This is a genomic window from Deinococcus ficus (assembly GCF_003444775.1).
Classification (GTDB): domain Bacteria; phylum Deinococcota; class Deinococci; order Deinococcales; family Deinococcaceae; genus Deinococcus; species Deinococcus ficus.
This window is the reverse complement of the sequence record NZ_CP021082.1, coordinates 332,941-351,861: the sequence shown is the minus strand read 5'-3', so window position 1 is coordinate 351,861 and position 18,921 is coordinate 332,941. Positions and strand designations below refer to the sequence as shown.

At 70.6% G+C, this 18,921-nt stretch carries 18 protein-coding genes; 5 read left to right on the top strand and 13 right to left on the bottom strand.

Annotated elements, in window-relative coordinates; genetic code table 11:
* Positions 1-25: 25 nt before the first annotated feature.
* From DFI_RS15220 to DFI_RS15200, 5 genes are all read right to left on the bottom strand, one after another.
* Positions 26-886 carry a MurR/RpiR family transcriptional regulator gene (locus DFI_RS15220; RefSeq protein WP_022802647.1) on the bottom strand — a complete coding sequence of 287 codons (861 nt, stop codon included), beginning with the start codon at positions 884-886 and terminating at the stop codon, positions 26-28.
* Positions 887-1,059: 173 nt separating this feature from the next.
* Positions 1,060-1,269: a hypothetical protein gene (locus DFI_RS15215; RefSeq protein WP_027463729.1), complete on the bottom strand. Its 210-nt coding sequence runs from the start codon at positions 1,267-1,269 to the stop codon at positions 1,060-1,062.
* Entirely contained in the window at positions 1,266-2,087 is an 822-nt protein-coding gene (locus DFI_RS15210; RefSeq protein WP_081425930.1) for a 5-deoxy-glucuronate isomerase, read from the bottom strand. Before DFI_RS15210 ends, DFI_RS15215 begins: the two co-directional genes overlap by 4 nt.
* Before the next feature lie 476 nt (positions 2,088-2,563).
* A complete protein-coding gene (locus DFI_RS15205) occupies positions 2,564-4,039 on the bottom strand; it encodes an MDR family MFS transporter (protein ID WP_027463730.1) in 1,476 nt (491 codons plus the stop codon).
* Positions 4,040-4,071: 32 nt separating this feature from the next.
* Positions 4,072-4,617: a DUF4287 domain-containing protein gene (locus tag DFI_RS15200; protein WP_051308092.1), complete on the bottom strand. Its 546-nt coding sequence runs from the start codon at positions 4,615-4,617 to the stop codon at positions 4,072-4,074.
* A 624-nt stretch (positions 4,618-5,241) separates the two neighbouring features.
* Between DFI_RS15200 and DFI_RS15195 the strand changes: the two genes are divergently transcribed.
* A complete protein-coding gene (locus DFI_RS15195; protein WP_051308095.1) occupies positions 5,242-6,417 on the top strand; it encodes a GGDEF domain-containing protein in 1,176 nt (391 codons plus the stop codon).
* On the opposite strand, the gene DFI_RS15190 is transcribed toward DFI_RS15195, so the two are convergent.
* The 4 genes from DFI_RS15190 to DFI_RS15175 form a co-directional block, all read right to left on the bottom strand.
* Entirely contained in the window at positions 6,414-7,220 is an 807-nt protein-coding gene (locus DFI_RS15190; RefSeq protein ID WP_027463732.1) for a CopD family protein, read from the bottom strand. The genes DFI_RS15195 and DFI_RS15190 overlap by 4 nt on opposite strands.
* Positions 7,221-7,230: 10 nt before the next feature.
* The gene (locus DFI_RS15185; RefSeq protein ID WP_022802654.1) at positions 7,231-7,629 is read right to left on the bottom strand and encodes a copper resistance CopC family protein; all 399 of its coding nucleotides are present in this window, start codon (positions 7,627-7,629) and stop codon (positions 7,231-7,233) included.
* Positions 7,630-7,673: 44 nt separating this feature from the next.
* Complete coding sequence (locus DFI_RS15180) at positions 7,674-8,126, bottom strand: DUF1775 domain-containing protein (protein WP_022802655.1); 453 nt, start codon at positions 8,124-8,126, stop codon at positions 7,674-7,676.
* Positions 8,127-8,237: 111 nt separating this feature from the next.
* Positions 8,238-8,744, bottom strand: coding sequence for a hypothetical protein (locus DFI_RS15175; RefSeq protein ID WP_081425932.1), 507 nt, complete (start codon positions 8,742-8,744; stop codon positions 8,238-8,240).
* Between the two features lie 58 nt (positions 8,745-8,802).
* Here DFI_RS15175 and dinB point away from each other — a divergent pair, with 58 nt between their 5' ends.
* The gene (gene dinB / locus DFI_RS15170; protein WP_043779022.1) at positions 8,803-9,873 is read left to right on the top strand and encodes a DNA polymerase IV; all 1,071 of its coding nucleotides are present in this window, start codon (positions 8,803-8,805) and stop codon (positions 9,871-9,873) included.
* 46 nt (positions 9,874-9,919) lie between these two features.
* On the opposite strand, the gene DFI_RS15165 is transcribed toward dinB, so the two are convergent.
* From DFI_RS15165 to DFI_RS15155, 3 genes are all read right to left on the bottom strand, one after another.
* Positions 9,920-11,374, bottom strand: coding sequence for a superoxide dismutase family protein (locus DFI_RS15165; protein WP_051308097.1), 1,455 nt, complete (start codon positions 11,372-11,374; stop codon positions 9,920-9,922).
* Position 11,375: 1 nt separating this feature from the next.
* A complete protein-coding gene (locus tag DFI_RS15160; protein ID WP_022802659.1) occupies positions 11,376-12,614 on the bottom strand; it encodes a PQQ-dependent sugar dehydrogenase in 1,239 nt (412 codons plus the stop codon).
* 266 nt (positions 12,615-12,880) lie between these two features.
* Positions 12,881-13,585 carry an ArsR/SmtB family transcription factor gene (locus DFI_RS15155; protein WP_027463736.1) on the bottom strand — a complete coding sequence of 235 codons (705 nt, stop codon included), beginning with the start codon at positions 13,583-13,585 and terminating at the stop codon, positions 12,881-12,883.
* 41 nt (positions 13,586-13,626) lie between these two features.
* On the opposite strand from DFI_RS15155, the gene DFI_RS15150 reads away from it, so the two are divergent.
* A complete protein-coding gene (locus DFI_RS15150; protein WP_027463737.1) occupies positions 13,627-14,883 on the top strand; it encodes an MFS transporter in 1,257 nt (418 codons plus the stop codon).
* A 43-nt stretch (positions 14,884-14,926) separates the two neighbouring features.
* Here the strand turns inward: DFI_RS15150 and DFI_RS15145 are convergent, their stop codons facing one another.
* The gene (locus tag DFI_RS15145; RefSeq protein ID WP_027463738.1) at positions 14,927-17,383 is read right to left on the bottom strand and encodes a sensor domain-containing diguanylate cyclase; all 2,457 of its coding nucleotides are present in this window, start codon (positions 17,381-17,383) and stop codon (positions 14,927-14,929) included.
* A gap of 79 nt (positions 17,384-17,462) precedes the next feature.
* On the opposite strand from DFI_RS15145, the gene DFI_RS15140 reads away from it, so the two are divergent.
* On the top strand, positions 17,463-17,711 hold the full coding sequence (locus DFI_RS15140) for a hypothetical protein (protein WP_027463739.1): 249 nt from the start codon (positions 17,463-17,465) through the stop codon (positions 17,709-17,711).
* Between the two features lie 283 nt (positions 17,712-17,994).
* A complete protein-coding gene (locus tag DFI_RS15135; protein ID WP_027463740.1) occupies positions 17,995-18,888 on the top strand; it encodes a cation diffusion facilitator family transporter in 894 nt (297 codons plus the stop codon).
* Positions 18,889-18,921: the final 33 nt, after the last annotated feature.

The following is an 18,921-nucleotide window of genomic DNA, read 5'->3' as shown; positions in this document are numbered from 1 at the left end:
GTGAATAAGGCCAGGCCTGAGGGGCTCAGTATTTCTTGTCCACGACGCTTTCGGCAGTGACCCGCAGCATGGCGCCCGCTTCGGGACGCCGGCCCAGCACGGCGGCGTACAGCATCTCCAGCACGAGCATCTGTGAACTCACGGTGTCGAGCACGGCATCGGTCAGGGGTTCCTCCTGGGTGGACGTGAAGAGCACGGTGCTGGCGTAACGGGTGATGGGCGAACTGGCGCGGTGCGTGACCGCGACGGTGTAGTGGCCGTGGGACTGCGCGAGGCGCAGGTGCTGGACGGTGTCGATGGTGCTGCCCGAACTGCTCAGGCCGATGACGACGCTGCCCTTGGGCAGGGTGGAGGCGCTCACGGCCGCGAGGTGAGGATCGGTGTAGGCCACGGCGGTGATGCCCAGGCGCATCAGGCGGTGGGAGAACAGCTGCGCGATCAGCCCGGAGTTGCCCTGCCCGGCGAGGTCCACCCGCGGCGCCCGGGTGAGGGCGGCGGCGACCCGGTCGATGGTGGCGGCGTCGAGCAGCTGCGCGGTGTCGTCGAGGGTCTGTTTGACCTGGGAGGTGACGCGGGCCGTCTGGTCGGCGAGGTCGCCGGGCGTGTCGGTCGGCCGGGGCTCGCGGCTGGCGACATCAGCGGCCAGGGCGATCTTGAAGGCGTGGAACCCTGCGAAGTCCAGTTTGCGGCACAGGCGGGTAATGGTCGCCTCGCCCACACCGGCGGAGTTGGCGATCTCGGTGATGGTCTGGTGGATGACCGTGTCGGCGTTGCGCAGGATGTGGTTGGACACCTGCTGCAGGGACGGCGAGAGGGAATGCGCCTGCGTGCGAAGGCGGCTGATGGCGCCGGCTGGAACGGCTGTGCGTGCTCTCACCTGACTCATGGGAGTCCCCCGGGGTTGCGATTGATGTACCCGGATCTTAAGAAGGAAAATATTTTTTGTCAAGCGGGGACAGAGTTGAAATTTGTTATCAGGTACCGATGCGCAACCGCTGGGCAGGACCACCGGTCCCCTCCGTCCACGTCAGCCCCGAACTCCACCGGACGGCGCCCCGCTCAGCGCTGTTCAGGACCGTCGAGCCCCTGGCGCGGGCCGGTCCGCGCCGCGCGCACCAGCGCCAGAAACGCCACCACCCACACGGCCAGCCCCCACAGCACGTCCCCGCCGCGGCCCTCCAGCCAGGCGTCCAGGACCATCAGGACACTGACCTGGTTGACGGCCGCGAGCAGCAGGATCAGCAGGGACTGCCCGGGCCCGAGCCTCACCGCGGCCCCGGCGCCTTGTCGGACGCCCAGCGGGACCGCAGGGGACGGCGGACCGGGGGGACCGGCTCCGCCGCGAGCACCCACAGGGACGTGGCACTCACCCCGGCTGGCAGGCTGTACGTGCACTCGCCGTGCGGCAGGGTCAGCAGCGAATGGTCGTAGATGGTGTACAGCTCGTCGTACCCGTGCCCGAACCGCGCGCTGTAATGCCGGGCCAGGCCGCGGCCACCCCTGGACGACAGGCGAAAGTAGGTCATCTGCTCGCCGGTGTCCCGCGCGCCCCGCATGAATTCCGTGGTGGGCGGCAGCGGCACGCGGTACGGCCCGGGCGTGGTGTGGATCTCGACCACCCGCAGCCGGCTGGTGGGTCCCAGTCCGGGGAAGCCCAGCAGTTCGTGGTACCAGCGGCCGGCCGCCGCGCCGCTGCTCGGGTAGGTCGGCAGGTCCGCCGGGTGGATCTCGTAGGGGGCGGTGTCCAGGTCGGACGCGGCGCTGGGCAGCGCCGCCTCGAACGCCGTGCGGGCCGTGACCGAGTACGCCGAGGCGCGCGGGAGGTACAGGCCGTGCGGGGTACCGGCGAACACCGTGCTGCGCTGGCCCACGCGGGGATAGGCGTGCCCGTTCACGGTGACGTCCGCCTCGCCGGACAGCGCCAGCAGCAGGACCTCGCGCGCTCCCGTCTCTCCCTGGTGCGTCTGACCGGGCGCGAGCACGAGTTTGGCGAAGTCCAGGGTGGGGCAGGCGTGCGGCTGACTGGCCTGAAAGCCGGAACGGGAGGGCATCACCTGGTGGTGGGGCGGGGGAATCGTCGAATGCATGGGGAACTCCTGAGGTCGCCGGCGCCCCTGCAGACGAGGGCCGGCGTGAATGGGGATGGCCCGGGCCGTCCCTGGCGGTGAGCCGGGGAATGCCCAGGAAGGGAGAGAGATGCTCAGCGGGCGCGGCAGGCGGAAGGGCACGGCGCTGCGGGCGGCGGGCTGAGCAGGAAGTCCGGGATGCGCATACCACCTCCTGAGGCCCAACCACGACAAACAGGTTCTCGCGCGAGCCACCAAAGTATTGCCAGATTTCCGCGTCAGGCTCCGCAAACGTACCAGAATCCAGGCTGAAGGCGCAACAGAAGAGTGCGGTATCTCGAATGGACAGCGGAGGAAGGAAATCTCAGCTGCCCACGGCGGACGCCCAGGTGGACATGCCTGGCGGTCCGGGTGCCCCCGCGGCCCAACGCGTCACCTGCATCATGCGGAAAGCCGCCCGGAGGCGGCTTTGAAGGACAGTGGCGGAGGGGCGCAGGTCAGGAATGCATGCCCGGGCTCAGGGCCGGGTGCTCGGCGGCCATTTCGCCGTGCGCTTCACCGGACTGCGGCGCCCGGCGCAGGAACAGCGCCAGCCCCACCGCCACGGCCGCGATGATCCCGGACGCCGTGAAGGCCAGGTGCAGGCCGTCCACCTGCGCGTCCACCGCCGGCACACCCTGGGCGGCGCGGGTGCTGGCCCGGCCGGCCATCAGGGTGACCAGCAGCGCCGTGCCGGCCGCGCCCGCCACCTGCTGCAGGGTGCTCAGCAGCGCGCTGCCGTGCGAGTACAGCGCGGGAGGCAGCGGTCCCAGGGCGCTCGTGAACACCGGCGTGAACAGCAGCGCCAGTCCGCCGCTCAGGGCGAGGTGCAGCGCCAGCAGAACCCAGACGGGCGTGGACGTGCCGATCTGCCCGAAGGCGAACAGGACCAGCGTCATCACCACCGTGCCCGGCAGCACCAGCGGGCGCGGCCCGAGCTGGTCGTACCAGCGGCCGACGGTGGGCGCGACCAGGCCCATCAGCAGCCCGCCCGGCAGCAGCAGCAGGCCGGTCTGCAGGGTGCTCAGGCCGCGGAGATTCTGCAGGTACAGGGGCAGCAGGATCGCCCCGCCGAACAGCGCCATCATCGCGATCACCATCAGCCCCACCCCGAGCGTGAACATGGGGAAGCGGAAGGCCCGCAGGTCCAGCAGGGGTTCCCCCCGGCGGCCCAGCATCACCTGGCGCCACAGGAAGGCCGTGAGTGACGCGGCTCCCACCAGCAGAGGCACGCTGACGGCCGGGTTGGCCAGCCCGCCCGGGGTCTCCCCGAAGCGGCTCAGGGCGTACACCAGCCCGCCGAAGCCCACGGCCGACAGCGGCACGGAAAGCAGGTCCAGCGTGAGCCGGCGCGGGGTGCCGACGTTGCCGAGCATGCGCGCCCCATACGCCAGCGCGGCCAGGGCGATGGGCAGCACGAACAGGAACATGAAGCGCCACGACAGCGCCTGGAGGATCAGGCCGGAAATGGTCGGGCCGAGGGCCGGGGCGACGGAGATGACGATGCTGATCTGCCCCATCACCGCGCCCCGGCCCTGTTCGGGGACCAGGGTCAGCACGGTCGTCATCAGCAGGGGGAGCATGATGGCGGTGCCGCACGCCTGCACGATGCGCGCGATCAGCAGCACCCCGAACCCGGGGGCGAGGGCGGCCAGCAGGGTGCCCAGGCAGAACAGGATCATTGCGGTGAGGAACACCGTGCGGGTGCTGAGGCGCTGCAGCAGGTAGCCGGTGACGGGAATCACCACGGCCATCGTGAGCATGAACGCGGTGGAGAGCCACTGCGCGGTGCTCGCCCCGATGCGCAGGTCGGTCATCAGGCGGGGCAGGGCGACGTTCATGATCGTCTCGTTGAGGATGACCACGAACGTGGCGATCAGCAGGATCAGGATGACCGCGCGGTCGCGCGGGGCCACGGGAGCGGCAGCAGACATGGGAGACCTCCTTCAGGCGGGGAGCGGGAACGTCAGGCGCCGTGCAGGGCGGCACTCAGCCAGTCCCTGACGTCGTCGTCGACCTGGGCGGGACCGGTGAGCTTCACGCGGTGGGTGACCATGCTGTTCCAGGAACCGGCCGCTTCGAAACGCGCGGTGGTCTCGGCGCCCGGCCGTTTGAGCCCGAGGTCGAGCCGGGACGCGCCGGGCTGGATAACCGCGAATTTGCGGCCGCGGCAGGTCAGGCTGACGTAGGTGTCGGTGGGGGAGACCTGCACGCCTTCCCCGAGCGACTGCGCCAGGCTCACGAGGTGCTCGTACAGGGGCGTCCACTGGGCTTTGTTGCCGGTGAAGAGCGCCTGGATGCGGGTCTCGGCCGGGGCGTCGAAGCGTTCAGGGTTGAGCAGGGTGGTGGCGACGGCCGTGGCGTGCCCGTGGCCCAGTTTGAAGTCCTCCTTGAGCCAGGCCACGACTTCGCCGTGCCGGCTCAGGCCCTTCTCGCCGGCGAGGGTTCTGAAGTCGTCGATGGTCTTCCCGGTTTTGGCCTGGGCGGCGGTCAGGTACGCTTGAAAGGACATGCGGCTCCTTCGGGAATGTGAGTGGCGTGGGCGCGCAACGCCCCGGCCGGCCATCCGCGAAGAGCGGTGCCGGGGAATGGGCGGTGACCGGAAGGGCTGGACTGAGCCCCTGATTCGTAATTCTCCTCTCCATTTAGTCTACAACATAATGGTAGGAATTGCACCTGCCACCCAGGTTCCCAGCGCTTGCCCTTGCTGCCATGGCAACGCCCACACTGCACGGGTGGGTCTTTCCGCTCCAGCCCCCTTCACCTTCGGAGAAAGGGCCCGAGCCCATGGCACGGAGGCGACACGGCGCCCCCGGGCTCGTGACGCCCACCACGGCAGGTGCCCCGCGCCCGGCTGATCAGCGTGCTCCGGCGACTCGACATGCCACTCGAACTGATCCGCGAGCGCGGGCCGCCTGCCGCCGCGGCCCGGGGTGATTGAATGGCGCGAGCTGCAGGAGGCCGCCCGGTTCGGCCAAGCGCATTGGGACCGAAAGCGTCGGCCTGGTCCGGTATCACCGCCCGGCCCTGACGGCCCCGGCCGCTTCATGCCGCTGCCCGTCAGAGCGCCGTGACGACCCGCCTGCTGTGATGGGGTCCAGGCGGACCCAACCATTCCGGGCCCCCGGACTTCCAGATGCCCCCGATCCCGCACCCCACCCACCTCCTCGCCTTCCTGGCCGCCAGCGTCTGCGGAACGGTGCTGCTGGTCTCCAGCCTGACGCTGCTGGTCGCCTGGTGGCGCCCGTCGTACCCGGGCTGGCGGGGCTGGGCCGCGGGCCACACCCTGCTGGTGCTGGGCATGCTGATCGGCACGTACCGGCCCCCGGAACTCGTGACGCTTTCGGTCCTGCTGGGCAACGCCCTGGTGATCGTCGGCGCCGCCCTGTTCGTCGAGGCGTTTCACCGCTTCGCCGGGCAGGGCGGCGCTCAGGGCCTGCGCCGGGTGTACCGGGGGAGCGTCCCGCTCGTGATCGCGGCGTTGTTCCTGCTCACCGTCGTCAGCGACCAGATCATGGCGCGCACCCTGCTCATCAACGCCTTCGTGGCCCTGACCACGGTGAGCTTCGTCGGCCTGATCCTGTCGCAGATGCGCCGCCAGCCGGAATTGAGGGCCGGGTACCGCCTCAACCTCGGCCTGCTGCTGCTGGTGGTCACCCTGACCCTGCCCCGCCTGTTCACCTTCCGGCCCGGCGTGCAGGCCGCGGAGGTGTTCGCCTTCACGCTGCCCAACATCCTGATGTTCGTGGCGGTGCTGCTGCTCTCGGTGGGCGGCACGTTCACGTTCTGGCTGCTGCACGACGACCGGCGCCGCGTGGAGATGCGGCGCCTGCATGACGAACTGAACACCCTCGCGCACACGGACGCCCTGACGTCCACCCTGAACCGCCGCGGAATGGAGCAGGCCTTCACCCGGTGGGCGGCCCGGGCCCAGCCCGGCGCCGGGCGGCTGCTGGTGCTGGACATCGACGAGTTCAAGACGATCAATGACCGGTTCGGGCACACCGCCGGCGACGACCACCTCGTCTCCCTGAGCCGGCTGCTCGAACAGGTGGCCCACCCGGGAGACCTGGTGGGCCGCACCGGCGGTGACGAGTTCACCATGCTGCTGACCGGCGCGCCCACGCAGATCTCGCAGCAGCTCGAGCAGCTCACGGCAGCCCTCAGTGAGCGGACCGGGCGGCTGGGGTTCGGCGTGAGCTTCGGGTGGACCCGCGTCGGGCCAGCCGACCTGCTTGCGGCCGCCCTCGCCCGGGCGGACGCGGCGATGTACCACAACAAGGCCCAGGGGCGCGGCTCCGCCGGCGATTAGGGAAGCTGACCGGTTCCTGCGTGCGCGGGGTGATTCGCGTTCTGGGGCGGCGGCCGGGTCGACAGCACACCCGTGGCGCCCAGGACCGCCGCGAGGAGCAGCGCCTCGCGCGCGAGCGCGCCGCGTGGGGGAACGCGGCGCGCGAAGGCCCGGCGGACGAACACTGCTGCGCCCAGGGTGAGGGCCACCAGCGTCAGCTTGACCAGCAGGGTCTGCCCGTAGCCGCTGCCCGTCCACTGCGCCACGGTCGTGAGGTGCTGCCCGGACATCAGCAGGCCCGTGGCCGCCAGGACCGCCACGCTGCCCAGCGCCGCCGGCGTGAACCGGCGGGCGTGTTCCGGGGTCAGGGGCCGGGTGCAGATCAGGGCCAGCACCCCGCCGGTCCAGACGGCCATGGCGCCCACATGAGCGGCGTGCAGGCCACGCACCCACAGCCCGTGACCGGCGCCGTGCCCGACCCCGGCCACGCCCCAGGCGGTGACCAGCGCCGCCGCCAGGTTCAGCCCCCACGGCCAGCGGGACAGGGTACCCGCCAGCAGCACCAGGCCGCCCATCACGCCGGTGAGCATGGCCCGGCCGGTGCCGGTGGCCGTCAGGTACGCCAGGACGTCCCCTGGCGCGGTCAACCCCAGGGCACTCAGGGTCAGGGTCACCTGACCGCCCCAGCCGAGAACGAGCAGCGTCAGGCCCACGCCGGGCAGCCACACCGGCGGGGTGCCGGGCGTCAGCCAGCGCCGCGTGAGCGCGCCGCCCAGCAGCAGCGTCAGGCCCAGGAAGCTCAGGCCCGCCAGGGCGGCGGTCATGCGGCCCGGCTCACTTCACCCGGAAGGTGCTGTGACCGGTGACCGGGTGGCCGTCCTCGGAGAGCAGTGTCCAGGCGACGACGTACCGGCCGGCCTTGAGGCTGGCTTTGAGCGGCACGCTCACCTGGGCGGCGAGCGCCGGGGCGTTCAGGGGCAGGCTGGCGAGTTTCGGCGAATCCGCCTTCTCGGCCAGGGCCACCTTCGCGGCCGCGTCCACCGCCTGACCGGCTGGCATGGCCATCACGCGGAAGGTGCTGAACCGCACCTCGATGGGCTCGCTGAACTTGAGCACGACGGCTTTCGGGGCGGTCACCGTGGCGTTCAGGGCCGGGCTGATGGAGGACACGGCCGTGTGGGCGAGGGTGGTGGAGAGCACCAGGGCCGTCAGGAGGGCAAGGAACTTGTTCATGGTGGACCTCGGGCGGGACGGGCGCGCGCCCGTCCCGCAGGGTGTTACTTGATGGTGGTTTTGCTGGCGGGACCCTGCTCGGGGTTGGTGTCGTCCCAGGCGACGACGCTGCCGTCACTGTAGGTCTGGTACACCTTCCAGCTGAGTTCGCCGGGCGCCGCGGGGTTGCGCGCCTGGAAGAAGAACCGGGCGTATTCCATCGGCGCGACCTTGCCCTTCCAGATCACCTCGGTGACCAGGCCGTCGGCGTTTTTCTTCACGGTGCGCGTGAAGCCCGGCGTGACCTGGAAGCGGGTGAGGGCGACGCCCGCCGGGATGACCAGCCGGATCTCGGTGGTGTTCAGGTCCTTCTCGGTGGGGACGTTCAGGCGGTAGGTCTCGGTGATGCCGGCCCTGCTCTCGCTCAGGCCCGTCTCGGTCCGGACGGTGGCGTGGGCGGCGGCGACGGAGAGCAGAAGAGCGGCAGACAGGGACAGCAGGGATTTCAGGGACGGCATGTTGAACTCCAGGCGATTGAAACGGGGGCTCGGCCCGCCGCCGGGGCGTCCAGCGGCATTGGCCAGGGACCGCTCGCCGTTCCTGCGCTCGGGCAGGGCGGGGAGGGCGCTTCAGTGCTGGAGTGGAGGTGGCGCGCGGGCGTCCGCATGTCGCACGGCGGCGAGCGCCGGCGTCCGGGCGAGGCTGGAGGGGCGGGGCAGCCCCGACGCCCGCAGCGGGACAGGGCTGAGCGCCTGCGCGGCCAGCGCGAAGGCCCCCGTGAGGCAGAACGGGCAGTGCAGGCCCGTGTGGTGCTCGTCCTCAGGCGGCGCGTTCGGTGCGGCGTCGGTGAGGTGCGGCGTGCCGGGATCCGCCAGTCCCTGGTGATGGGCGTGGGCGGTGCCCGGCATGCCGGGGCGGGTGGCTGGCAGGGCCGCCCCTTCCTGATCGTGATCGGCTGGCGCGGGGTGGGCGGTGTGGCCGCGTCCCTGGAGCGGGGCCCAGCCGGCCAGTCCCAGCCCGCCCACCTGAGCGCTGCGGGTGAGGTGGGCGAGGGAAGCCAGGACGGTCAGGGCCACCAGCAGCCACCGCCAGACCACGGGCCGGCGGGTGGGCACACGGGCAGGAGGCGGCCGCATCTGGCCGGAGCATACCCCCGGCCCCTGAGCGGCGTGTCCCGTACCCTGTGAGGTGCTGATGCGCAAGATCGTGCACGTGGACGCCGACGCTTTCTTTGCCAGCGTGGAACTGCGGGACAACCCCAGCCTGCGCGGCAAGGCGGTCGCCGTCGCCTACCACGGGCCGCGCAGCGTCGTCACGACCGCCACCTACGAAGCGAGGCAGTACGGCGTGCGCAGCGCGCTCCCGCTGCGTACGGCCCTGGCCCGCTGCCCGCACCTGATCGTCATCGAGCCCCGCATGGACGCCTACCGCGAGGCCAGCCGCCTCATCCACGGGGTGTTCACCGAGTTCACCGACCTGATCGAGCCGCTCAGCCTCGACGAGGCGTACCTCGACGTCACGCGGCCGAAGCGCGGTCCGGGCAGTGCCACGCGGATCGCACAGGAGATCCGCCGGCTGGTCCGGGAGCGCACCGGGGGCCTGACCGTCTCGGCGGGCGTGTCGTTCAACAAGATGCTCGCCAAGCTCGGCAGCGGAATGAACAAACCCGACGGCCTGACCGTGATCCTCCCGCAGGATGCCGACGCCCTGATCGCCCGGCTGCCGGTGGGTGAGTTCTACGGGATCGGTCCTGTCACCGCCGCGAAGCTCGAGCGCCTGGGCATCCGCACGGGCGCGGACCTGCGGGCCCGGTCCCTGACCGAGCTCACCGCCGCGTTCGGCCGGCACGGCGCGCACATGTACGCCATCGCCCGCGGCATCGACGACCGCCCCGTGGACCCCAGCGATGACCGCAAGAGCGTCGGAACCGAGGACACGTACGACACGGACCTGCGCACCCTGGCGGACATGCACGCGAAACTTCCCGGGCTGAGTGAACGCACCGCCCGCCGCCTGGCCCGGCATGGGCTGGCGGGCCGGGTGGTGACCGTCAAGGTGAAGTTCAGCAACTTCGAGGTGATCAGCCGGCAGCAGAGCCTCCCGGTGCCCGTGCAGACTGCCGAGGAGATTGGCCGTGTGGCGCGCCGGCTGCTGGGCGCGGATCTGGTTGGCACCCGGGCGGTGCGGCTGCTGGGCGTGACAGTCAGTCACCTCGTGGACCCGCAGGGACGGGACGTGGTGCCGCCCCTGTTTCCGCTGGTCTGACCGGCGGAAGGCCCGGCCGCCAGGGGCCGGGCCTCCAGGGGTGGCGTCAGAACTTCGGGAAGCGCGTCAATCGGAACGGCGTTTCCGGGGTGCCGCCCTGCAGTTTGTCCAGCTGGGCCTGCGTGACGACGAGGTCGTTCCCGATCCGGGTCAGGGTGGCGGGGAAGCGCAGGCCGGTGAGCGGCTCGTTGAGGACCAGCTGACCGCTGGCGTAATCGGCGCTGAGGGTGACCTTGCTGACCACCTGGTCCTTGTTCCGGGCGACGTACAGGGTGCGCCCGTCGAGCAGCAGCCCGTCACCGTTGACCAGACCCGTCATGACGCGGTGCACCGCGCGGCTGCGCAGGTCGATGCGCCACAGTTCGCCGGTGTTCAGCTGTATGGCCAGCAGGTACCGGCCGTCAGGGGTGGCGGCGATGCCGTTGAGGTTCACGCCAGGACCGTACTTGAGGGGCGTGCCGGCCAGGTCAAGCCACGCGTCCAGAGTCAGGTCCGGTGTGACGCGGTAGATCACGGGGCGGCTGCTGTCGGTCACGTACACGTTCCCGTCGGGGGCGGGCGTCAGGTCATTGATGTATGGCCGAGGGGAGGGAGGGGTTTCCAGAACCTTCAGGGTCACGCCGTCCGGTGAGAGGACACTTACAGTGCCCTGGGCGCCCCCGGCGACCCACAGCCGGCCCTGGGCGTCCACCTTCAGGCCCAGGGCCACCTGACGGCCGAGTGCCCCGCCCTCCTGGAAGACCGAGACCGCGCCGGTCGCGGCATTCACGGCCCAAATGGTGCCATTGGCGGCGCTGCCGGTGTACAGCAGGCCCTTGCGGGCGTCGTACGCCACCCCTTCCGGGTAGGTCTGCACGCCCGGGAGCGCATAGTCGCGCGCCGTGAAGCGGTCCCGGACGATCACGCCGCAGCGTTCCCGCGCGCCGCTCATGCCGGCCGGGTCGCTGCGGTAGTCGTCCGGCCGGGCGTGAATCACGATCGAGCGGTTCAGGACGCCGTCCGCGCCGCTCAAGCGAATCTTGCTGGACTGGAAGGTGACCTGCCCGGTCCCGTCCGGCCCGACCGTGAGCATGGGCAGGTCACCGCCGTGCCCGTACAGATTCGCGGCCTGCGGGTCATCGTGGTTGCGGCTCATGCCCGGGTCGAAGTGCCCGCCGGCTCCGCCGAACGGCACGACCGTGTTGGTGGCCGGGTCTACGCCTGGCGTGCAGCGGCCGTACTCGTGCACGTGCATGCCATGCTGCCCCGGGGCGAGGCCGCGGACACTGACCGTGACCTCTACCGGGCCGTTCCCGGACCCGAGCGGGCGGAAGCGGGCGGTGCCGAGCACCTGCCCGGCCGGGTCGCGGAGGGTGGCCGTGGCGCTGAGCGCCGGCGAAGGTGCAGGTGCGGCCATATCGCTGCCACCCGCGGCTCCTACCCCCAGGGCCGCCATGGCACCCAGGGTCAGCAGGCCGCTCAGGGCGGCGAGGCGAGGCGGACGTGAACGCTGTACTGGCATCTCAGTTGCCTCCCGTGTAGCGCACGCGGTAGATCACGCCGCTCTGGTCGTCGGTGAACAGCAGGCTGCCATCGGTGTACACGGCCACGCCCGCCACCCGCCCGAACTGCTTCCACTCGCCGCCTTCCTGGTACACGAACCCCGTGATGAAGGGCTCGATGCCCGTCGGTTGATTCGCGCCGTCGAACACCACGCGCGCGATCTCGTACCCGCTGGGCTCGGTGCGGTTCCACGACCCGCGGAAGGCGACGAACGCATCGTTCCGGAACTCCGCCGGGAACTGCGTGCCGGTGTAGAACGCCATCCCGATCGCGGCGGCGTGCGCGGTGTAGTTCAGGGTGCTCCCTGTGGTCATGGCGCAGTACTCGGCTTTGGTGATCTTGCCGGGGATGTTCGCGGTGGTCGTGTAAGGGTCCGGGTTCTTCGCACCGTAGCAGAAGGGCCAGCCGTAATTACCGGTGCGCTTGAGGACATTGAGTTCCTCAGGTGGAATGTTGTCGCCGTGCCAGTCGCTGCCCTGGTCCATGCCGTACAGGACCTTCGTGACCGGATGCCAGCCGAAGCCGATGGTGTGCCGCAGGCCCCGCGCGTAGACCTCGCGCCACTGCCCGTCGGGCCGCAGGCGCAGCAGGGTGGCCTCCTCAGGGTTCTGGGTGGGCGTGTCGTTGTTGGTGCTGCCGAAGCTCGCGTACAGGTAGCCGTCCGGGCCCCATTTCAGGCCCCGGGCCGGGTGCTGCCCGGCGTCCGGGAAGCCGTCCGCGAACACGCGGGGCACGGAGAGCGTGCCGTCCCGGGCAATGTCCATCACCCAGATGGTCTTTTCTCCCACCGCATAGAGTTTGCCGGCCTTGACGTCCAAGCCGTGCACGAGTTTGAGGTTGGTGGCCACCTGTCGCCGCTCAGTGCCCTCGAACTTCCCGTCACGGTTGACGTCCCGGAGGTACCAGATGTCGCCCTGGGCCCGGCGGGTGAGGTACACCCCGCCGTCCGGCATGACGTGCATCATGCGGGCGTTTCCGAGGTCGGTCGCCATGACCGTCAGCTGGAAGCCGGCCGGGACCTTCAGGCGGGCGAGCTTGTCAGGCGTGAAGGCCTGCGCGGTCGGTTCGTTCTTCGTGGCGGTCACCGTGGCGGGCGGTTCCGGGGCGGGGAGGGGACGTGGGGTGGGCGCTGCGGTCTGTGCGGCGGCCAGAGTCAGGCCGCCGGTCAGACCGAGGGCGAGGAGAGAACGGATCGGCATCGTGAAACTCCTTGTGGGCGCGAAGGGCAGGGCCAGCATGACCGGGAAGCGCGGGAGGGCCGCTGGGTCACGGAGGCAGCGTGCTTTCCGGCAGCCGGTCTACGTGAAAGCGGGCCTGTTCAGAGAAGGAGGCCGACCCGGAAGCAGGGGCCCGGGCCAGCCAGATTGGAACTCCTGCTACCTTCCCACGCCCGTCTGAGGGCGGATTGCGGGACGGGCCACCAAATGAACGCAGCGTCATCGTTTCGTGAGGTGCGGCCCCTGCGTCAGGCATCGTCCTCGTCGTCGACAGGCACCAGAGTGAGGCGCAGGACATAGGTCTTCTGGCCCTCCTCGCCCTCGAGAGCCTGATATCGGGCGTGCAGGTCATGGAGTTCCCGCTGCAGCGCCTTGGCGTGAGTGAGGGACAGGCGAACAGGAGCGGTGTTGTCCCACACGGCAGGCACGTTCGTCTGAAGCAGCCACGACAGCGACCCGGCCTCCGGGGACACCGGCGAGGCCGGCGGCGCGGGCAGCAGGGCGTGACTTTTCAGGCCGTGCTCGTCGCCGTAGGTGTACAGCCCGAACCAGCGGGGATCGTCGGCCAGATCCGTCCAGGCCTGCGTCAGCAGGGACAGCAGGGAGCGGCGGGTGTTGTCGAGGGAGGACTCGTACAGCGCGTGGATGGATTCGGCGGACGTCGCGGAGAACGGCACGAAGTACCCGGGGGACGACGAGCGGTAGTAGCGCACGGCCCGCCCGTGCCTGGGCTCGGTGCGGGTGACGGTCAGCAGCCCCAGGCGCAGGAGTTTGTTCACCTGGTACAGCAGGGCCTGCTTCGAGACGCCCAGCTCGCGGGCGACGTCCGTGACCCGCCGCTCGCGCCAGATGAACGGCTCCAGGTACTGCCGGGCCTGCGCGTCGGCCAGCACCCGGGCCGCTGCAGGGTCATCCAGCCGCTGCCAGAGCCTGGGCAAATCACCTTGTTTCATTTTGACCAGCGTACTGTGCACGCTGCCCCCATGAGGCCGACATGCTGAGCACCCTGACGCTTCCCGACTTCCGCAAGCTGTGGCTGGGGGAGGTGATCTCCCTGATCGGCGACCGGGCGCTGCTGCTCGCCCTGCCGTACTTCCTGTACCAGGAGACCGGCTCCACGCTCGCCACTGCCCTGCTCGCGCTGTCGTACTACCTGCCGGGCCTGCTGTTCAGTTCCTTCGCCGGCGTGCTCGCTGACCGCTGGGACCGCCGGCGCGTGCTGGTCACCACCCACCTCCTTCAGGCCGCGCTGATCGGCCTGCTGGCCCTCGCTCCACTTCCCGGCCTGATGTGGGTCGCTTACGCCGTGACCTTCGCGGAACTCACCATCAGCACCCTCTCCGCCCCGGTGGCCGGCGCTCTGCTGCCCACCCTGGTGCCCGGGCCGCAACTCGTGCAGGCCAACTCCGCGCTGTCCTTCGGCATGACGTCCGCCCGCCTGCTCGGTCCCGTGATCGGCGGGGTCCTGATCGCCGCGGCCGGCATCCCCGGCGTGGTTCTCTTCGACGCCGCGTCCTTCCTGATTGCGGCCCTCAGCTTTTTCCGCCTGCGTGTCGTGCCTCTGGTCGCCCGACCTGGTGATCTGCCCTCTCCCACCCTCTTCGGCACCTGGCGCAGCATGGGGCAGGAGTGGCGCAGCGGTCTGCGCGTCGTGCGCCAGCGCCCGGTCATCCTCACCCTGATGGCCGTCCTGAGCATCACCAGCCTCGGCGGCACCCTGATCGACCCCTTCTACATGCCGTTCCTGATGTCCATCATCCATGCCGACGCCGAAACCATCGGGCGGCTCAGCGCCCTCGGCGGCCTCGGCGCCGTGCTCGGCAGCGCCACGGCATCCTGGCTGGGCAGCCGCGTCTCCACGCGGACCCTCACCGGGCTCGGCACGCTGCTGGTGGGCCTGCTGATGCTCCGCATCTACACGCTGACCACCCTGCCGCCCCTGTACGTGCTGGTGCCCCTGCTGGGCATCCCCATGATCGTCTCGAACGTCGCCATGTCCACCATGATCCAGCGCGCCACGCCCGAAGCCTTCCGCGGCCGGGTGTACGGCACGCTCGGCACCACCAACGCGTTCGTGGGCGTCCTTGCCACGGCCGCGGCCGGCGTGATCGGCCCCATCGCCGGGATCGTCCCCATGCTCGTCACCGCCGCCAGCCTCACGATCCTCGGGGGCTGCGTCGCCCTCGCGTTCCTGCCTGCTGAGGCGGACGAAGACGAGGCCTGCACTCAGGCGGCCTCCGCCCGGACCTGACCCGGGAAGCGGCGTGGCCTGACGCGCCGCCCCGGCCCGCCGGTCAGGGCGGCGCCTGCTGCCTCTGGCGGGCTCGTTTCTGCTGGTACATCCGTTCGTCCGCCCTGTGCAACAGGGCGCCCGCTGAGGGTCCATCGTCCGGCCAGCTGGCCAGGCCAGCACTCGCCTGGAAGGTCCGCAGCTCGGGATGAAGCCGCACCTGGTCGGCGGCCCGGTCCACCAGGGTGAGGGTCGCCACCGTGGGGTCTGGCGGGCACCCCTGCAGCAGCACCACGTACTCGTCACCCCCCAGGCGGTAGACCCGGTCTTCCTTCTGGACACTGGTCTTCAGGCCGCGCCCGAACTCCCGGAGCATCACGTCACCCCATTCGTGCCCGAGGGTGTCGTTGACCTGTTTCAGGCCGTCCAGGTCGATGGTGATCAGCGCAAACGGAGCGTCCCCGTGTTCGGTCAGGGCGGCCAGGGCCCGGTCCAGGGCGCGGCGATTCCCCAGCCCGGTGAGGGGATCGGTCAGGGACGCCTGCTCGATGACGCGGAGATGCTCCTGGCGTTCAAACGCCACACGGACGGTCCGGGCTGCCGCCGTGAGCAGGTCCCGGTCGCGGGGCGACCAGGACTCGCCGCCGTGTAGCCGCGCAACGACGTAGATGTACTGGGCGTCGTGCGAGGCCGTGAGTGGAATCCACGCGGCACTTTTCAGGCCGCCGGGGAGGTCCGGCGCCTCGTGCCGCGTCCCGGAATCGGCATCGACGTAGACGGGAAGACCAGACGTCATTGCCCGCTGGATCTGTGCACGGTGCACCTCCCCATGCAGCTCCACCTCCAGCCCATTGCGGCTCCAGGCGGTCAGCGACTCGGTCATGTCGCCCCGGACGACCAGCACGCTGCCCCAGTCGATGTCCACAGCGGGCGCCAGGAGTTCAAGCGCCTGCTGGGCCATCACGGCGGGTTCGAGGGCACGTTCGACCAGGGCAGAGACCGCCAGCAGGGTCTGTGCGTAGTCGGCCGCCTCCTGCGCCTGGTGGTGCAGTTCCGCCCGCTCCAGGGCCGCCGCCATGGAGCGGGTGGCCGCTTCCAGCAGGACGCGTTCCTGACCGGACCAGGGCCGGGCCTCGCCACCCCGGTAGGCGCACAGCACCTGGGTCACGCCGTCCGCGGCGGGCAGTGGAACCAGCGCGACGCTGCGGACCCCCAGCGCGACGTAGGCCTCAATTCTGGATTCCTGCAGGTACACCGCCTCGGCGCCGAGTGTCTCCCAGATGGCCCCTTCCCCCCGGGACACGCCCAGGGCCACCTGGTCACGCAAGCCGGGCGGCATGGTGCCGGAAATTGCGCGCGGGACGAAGCGGTCTCCTTCCAGACGGCTGAGGTTGAGCCACGCCAGGTCCATGGCCTGTGACAGCACGTCCAGGGCCCGCTCAGCCACGCCTTCAGGGGTCTGCTCCCGCTCCAGGCTGTGTGAGAGGACGGCGAGGGTGCGCAGCGTCTGCTCGTGCTGTTTGCGCTCGGTCAGGTCCGTGATGGAGGCGATGGTCCCGGTCCTCCCGCCCTCGGTGAGCCGCGGCGCTCCCGTCACGAGGACAGGGACGGCCGCGCCGTCCGCGCGTCTCAGGCGGGTCTCGTAGGTGCTGGTCTCGCCGACCTCCCGCCGCGCTTTCGCGGCAGCGAGCGCCGCGTGGTCCTCCTCGAAGGTGATGTCGAAGGGCGTGCGGCCCAGGAGACTCTCAGGGGTGACGTTCAGCAGCCGGGCGTAGGCGGGATTCACGTACTCGAACCGTCCTTCAGGGTCCGTCACCGAGAGGCCCTGCGCGACCGTGGACATGATCTGCCGCGCGAAGTCCCGCTCGCGGATGAGCTCAGCCTGGGCCTGCCGGATCCGCCGCTCCAGGGGGTGGATGAGCAGCGACGCGATGACCAGCATGGTCAGGAGGCTGCCGAGGCGGATCCACGCGAAGGTGTTGACGCGGCGAATGTGCGCGGCGCCGGAGCGCTGCATCAGCGCGCTCGCCTCGCTGAGGACGGCCGTCAGCGGCCCGGCGGCCTGACGATCCAGCTGACGCAGGTCCGCACTCCCGGCGGTCAGCCGGGCCTGCGGCGTCAGCAGAATGCGGGTGGCGGCGGCCAGGTAGCCTTCCACCTCCGCATGCATCCGGGCCGCAAGGGGCGCGGCCCCGGCAGCGCCCGCGGCCCGCCGGAACTCGGGGGCTCCCACCAGGGTGCGGTGGTCTTCCCGCAACTCGGCTACGCGGCGGCGAAGCTGGTCACGCGCCCGCTGCCGGTCGCCTGCAGAGGGGGCGGTCGAGAGCTGCCAGGCGAGCCGGCCGATTTGTTCGGCGACCACCTGCTGCCGCCCGGTCGCGGCGGCCAGGGTCTGCTCGCGCTGGATCTGACGGGTCTGCTGTGCCAGCAGCCCGTTGGACACGACGATGAACGTGGCGGTCAGTGCCAGGACGCCGTACAGCACAGCGCGCAGGTTCAGCGTTCGCGGGCCGCGGGACATGCGTCATGGTACGCAGCGCCCTCTGACAGCAACCCGACGCGGACCCTGGAGTCGCCCGCCGGGGCGTACACTCCTGCACGTGCTGCCTGACTTGAGCGTCGTTCTCAGCCTGCTGTGCCTGCTGCTGGGATCCGTCCTCTTCCGGCAGGCCCATCGTCTCCAGAACCCACGCAACCTGCTGGACCGGCCCTCAGCGGCCTGGAGCACAGCCCGGGAACGGCAGCAGCGCCGGACCACCCGGCAGGTCCTGCGTGCGCTGGCGCTCGTGGCCATGCTGGCTGGCCTGGGGCTGCTCGGCCTGGAAGCCGTCCTGCTGGCGGGACAGTAACGCGCCGCGGCTCCGGTTTCACCGCCGGTGGACGGAACACGCCTGCCCCTCAGGCCGCGGGTCTCAGGCTCCGGCTGACCGCGAAGGCCCCTCCTCAACCCCCTGGCCGGCCCGTCTGCTCCGCAGCCGGCCGTTGCGTGCGCCGGGTGCCGGATCGGCCGCTCACCTATAGTCGGTGGCGTGAAGCTTGCGCCCCACGTCCCATCAGGACGTTCCCTGCTCGCCCGGACCCCGGCAACGGCTGGGGCGGGCGTTGCCTGCAGCGCATGGGAGGTCATGGCGTATGGCTGAAGGCCACAGTCACAGCCATGGCCGGGACGCCAACGCCCGGCAGCTTGGCATCGCGCTTGCCCTGACCGGCACGCTCATGATTGTCGAAGTCGTGTACGGCCTGCTGTCCGGCAGTCTCGCGCTGCTCTCGGACGCCGGTCACATGCTCACCGACGTCGCCGCGCTCGCGCTGTCCCTGTTCGCCATCCGGATGGGCCGGCGCCCCGCGGACCGCAAACGCACCTTCGGGTACCGCCGCACCGAGATCCTCGCCGCGGCCCTGAACGCCGGGGCGCTGTTTGCCATCGGGGTCTACATCCTCTTCGAAGCGTACCGGCGCCTGAACGAACCCGTGGACGTGCAGACCACGCCCATGCTGATTGTCGCCACCCTGGGCCTCATCGTGAACTTGATCAGCGCCCGGGTGCTCGTCGGCGGCAGCGAAGGCAGCCTGAACATGAAGTCCGCTTACCTGGAAGTCATGGGCGACCTGCTCGGATCCGTCGCGGTCATCATCGGCGCCCTCCTGATCCGCTTCACCGGCCTGACCTGGATCGACCCGGTGCTCGGCGCCGCCATCGGCCTGTGGGTACTGCCCCGCACCTGGACGCTCCTGAAAGCCAGCGTCAACGTGTTGATGGAAGGCGTCCCGGACGGCCTTGACCTGGACGCCCTTCGGGCCGCGATTGCGGGCCTGCCGGGCGTGGTGGAGGTGCACGACCTGCACGTGTGGAGTGTCACCAGTGGCGAACACAGCCTCACCGTGCATGCCGTCAGTGCCGCGCCGCTCCCGGCCCTGAACGCGCAGGTCACCGGGATCGCCGAGGCGTTCGGCGTCGAGCATGTCACCGTGCAGCTTGAGGCACCAGGCTTTCACGCGGGTCAGCACGGTGAAGTTCATCCGTAACCCCGACCGGTTTCCTGCGCGACCGGCCGCCCT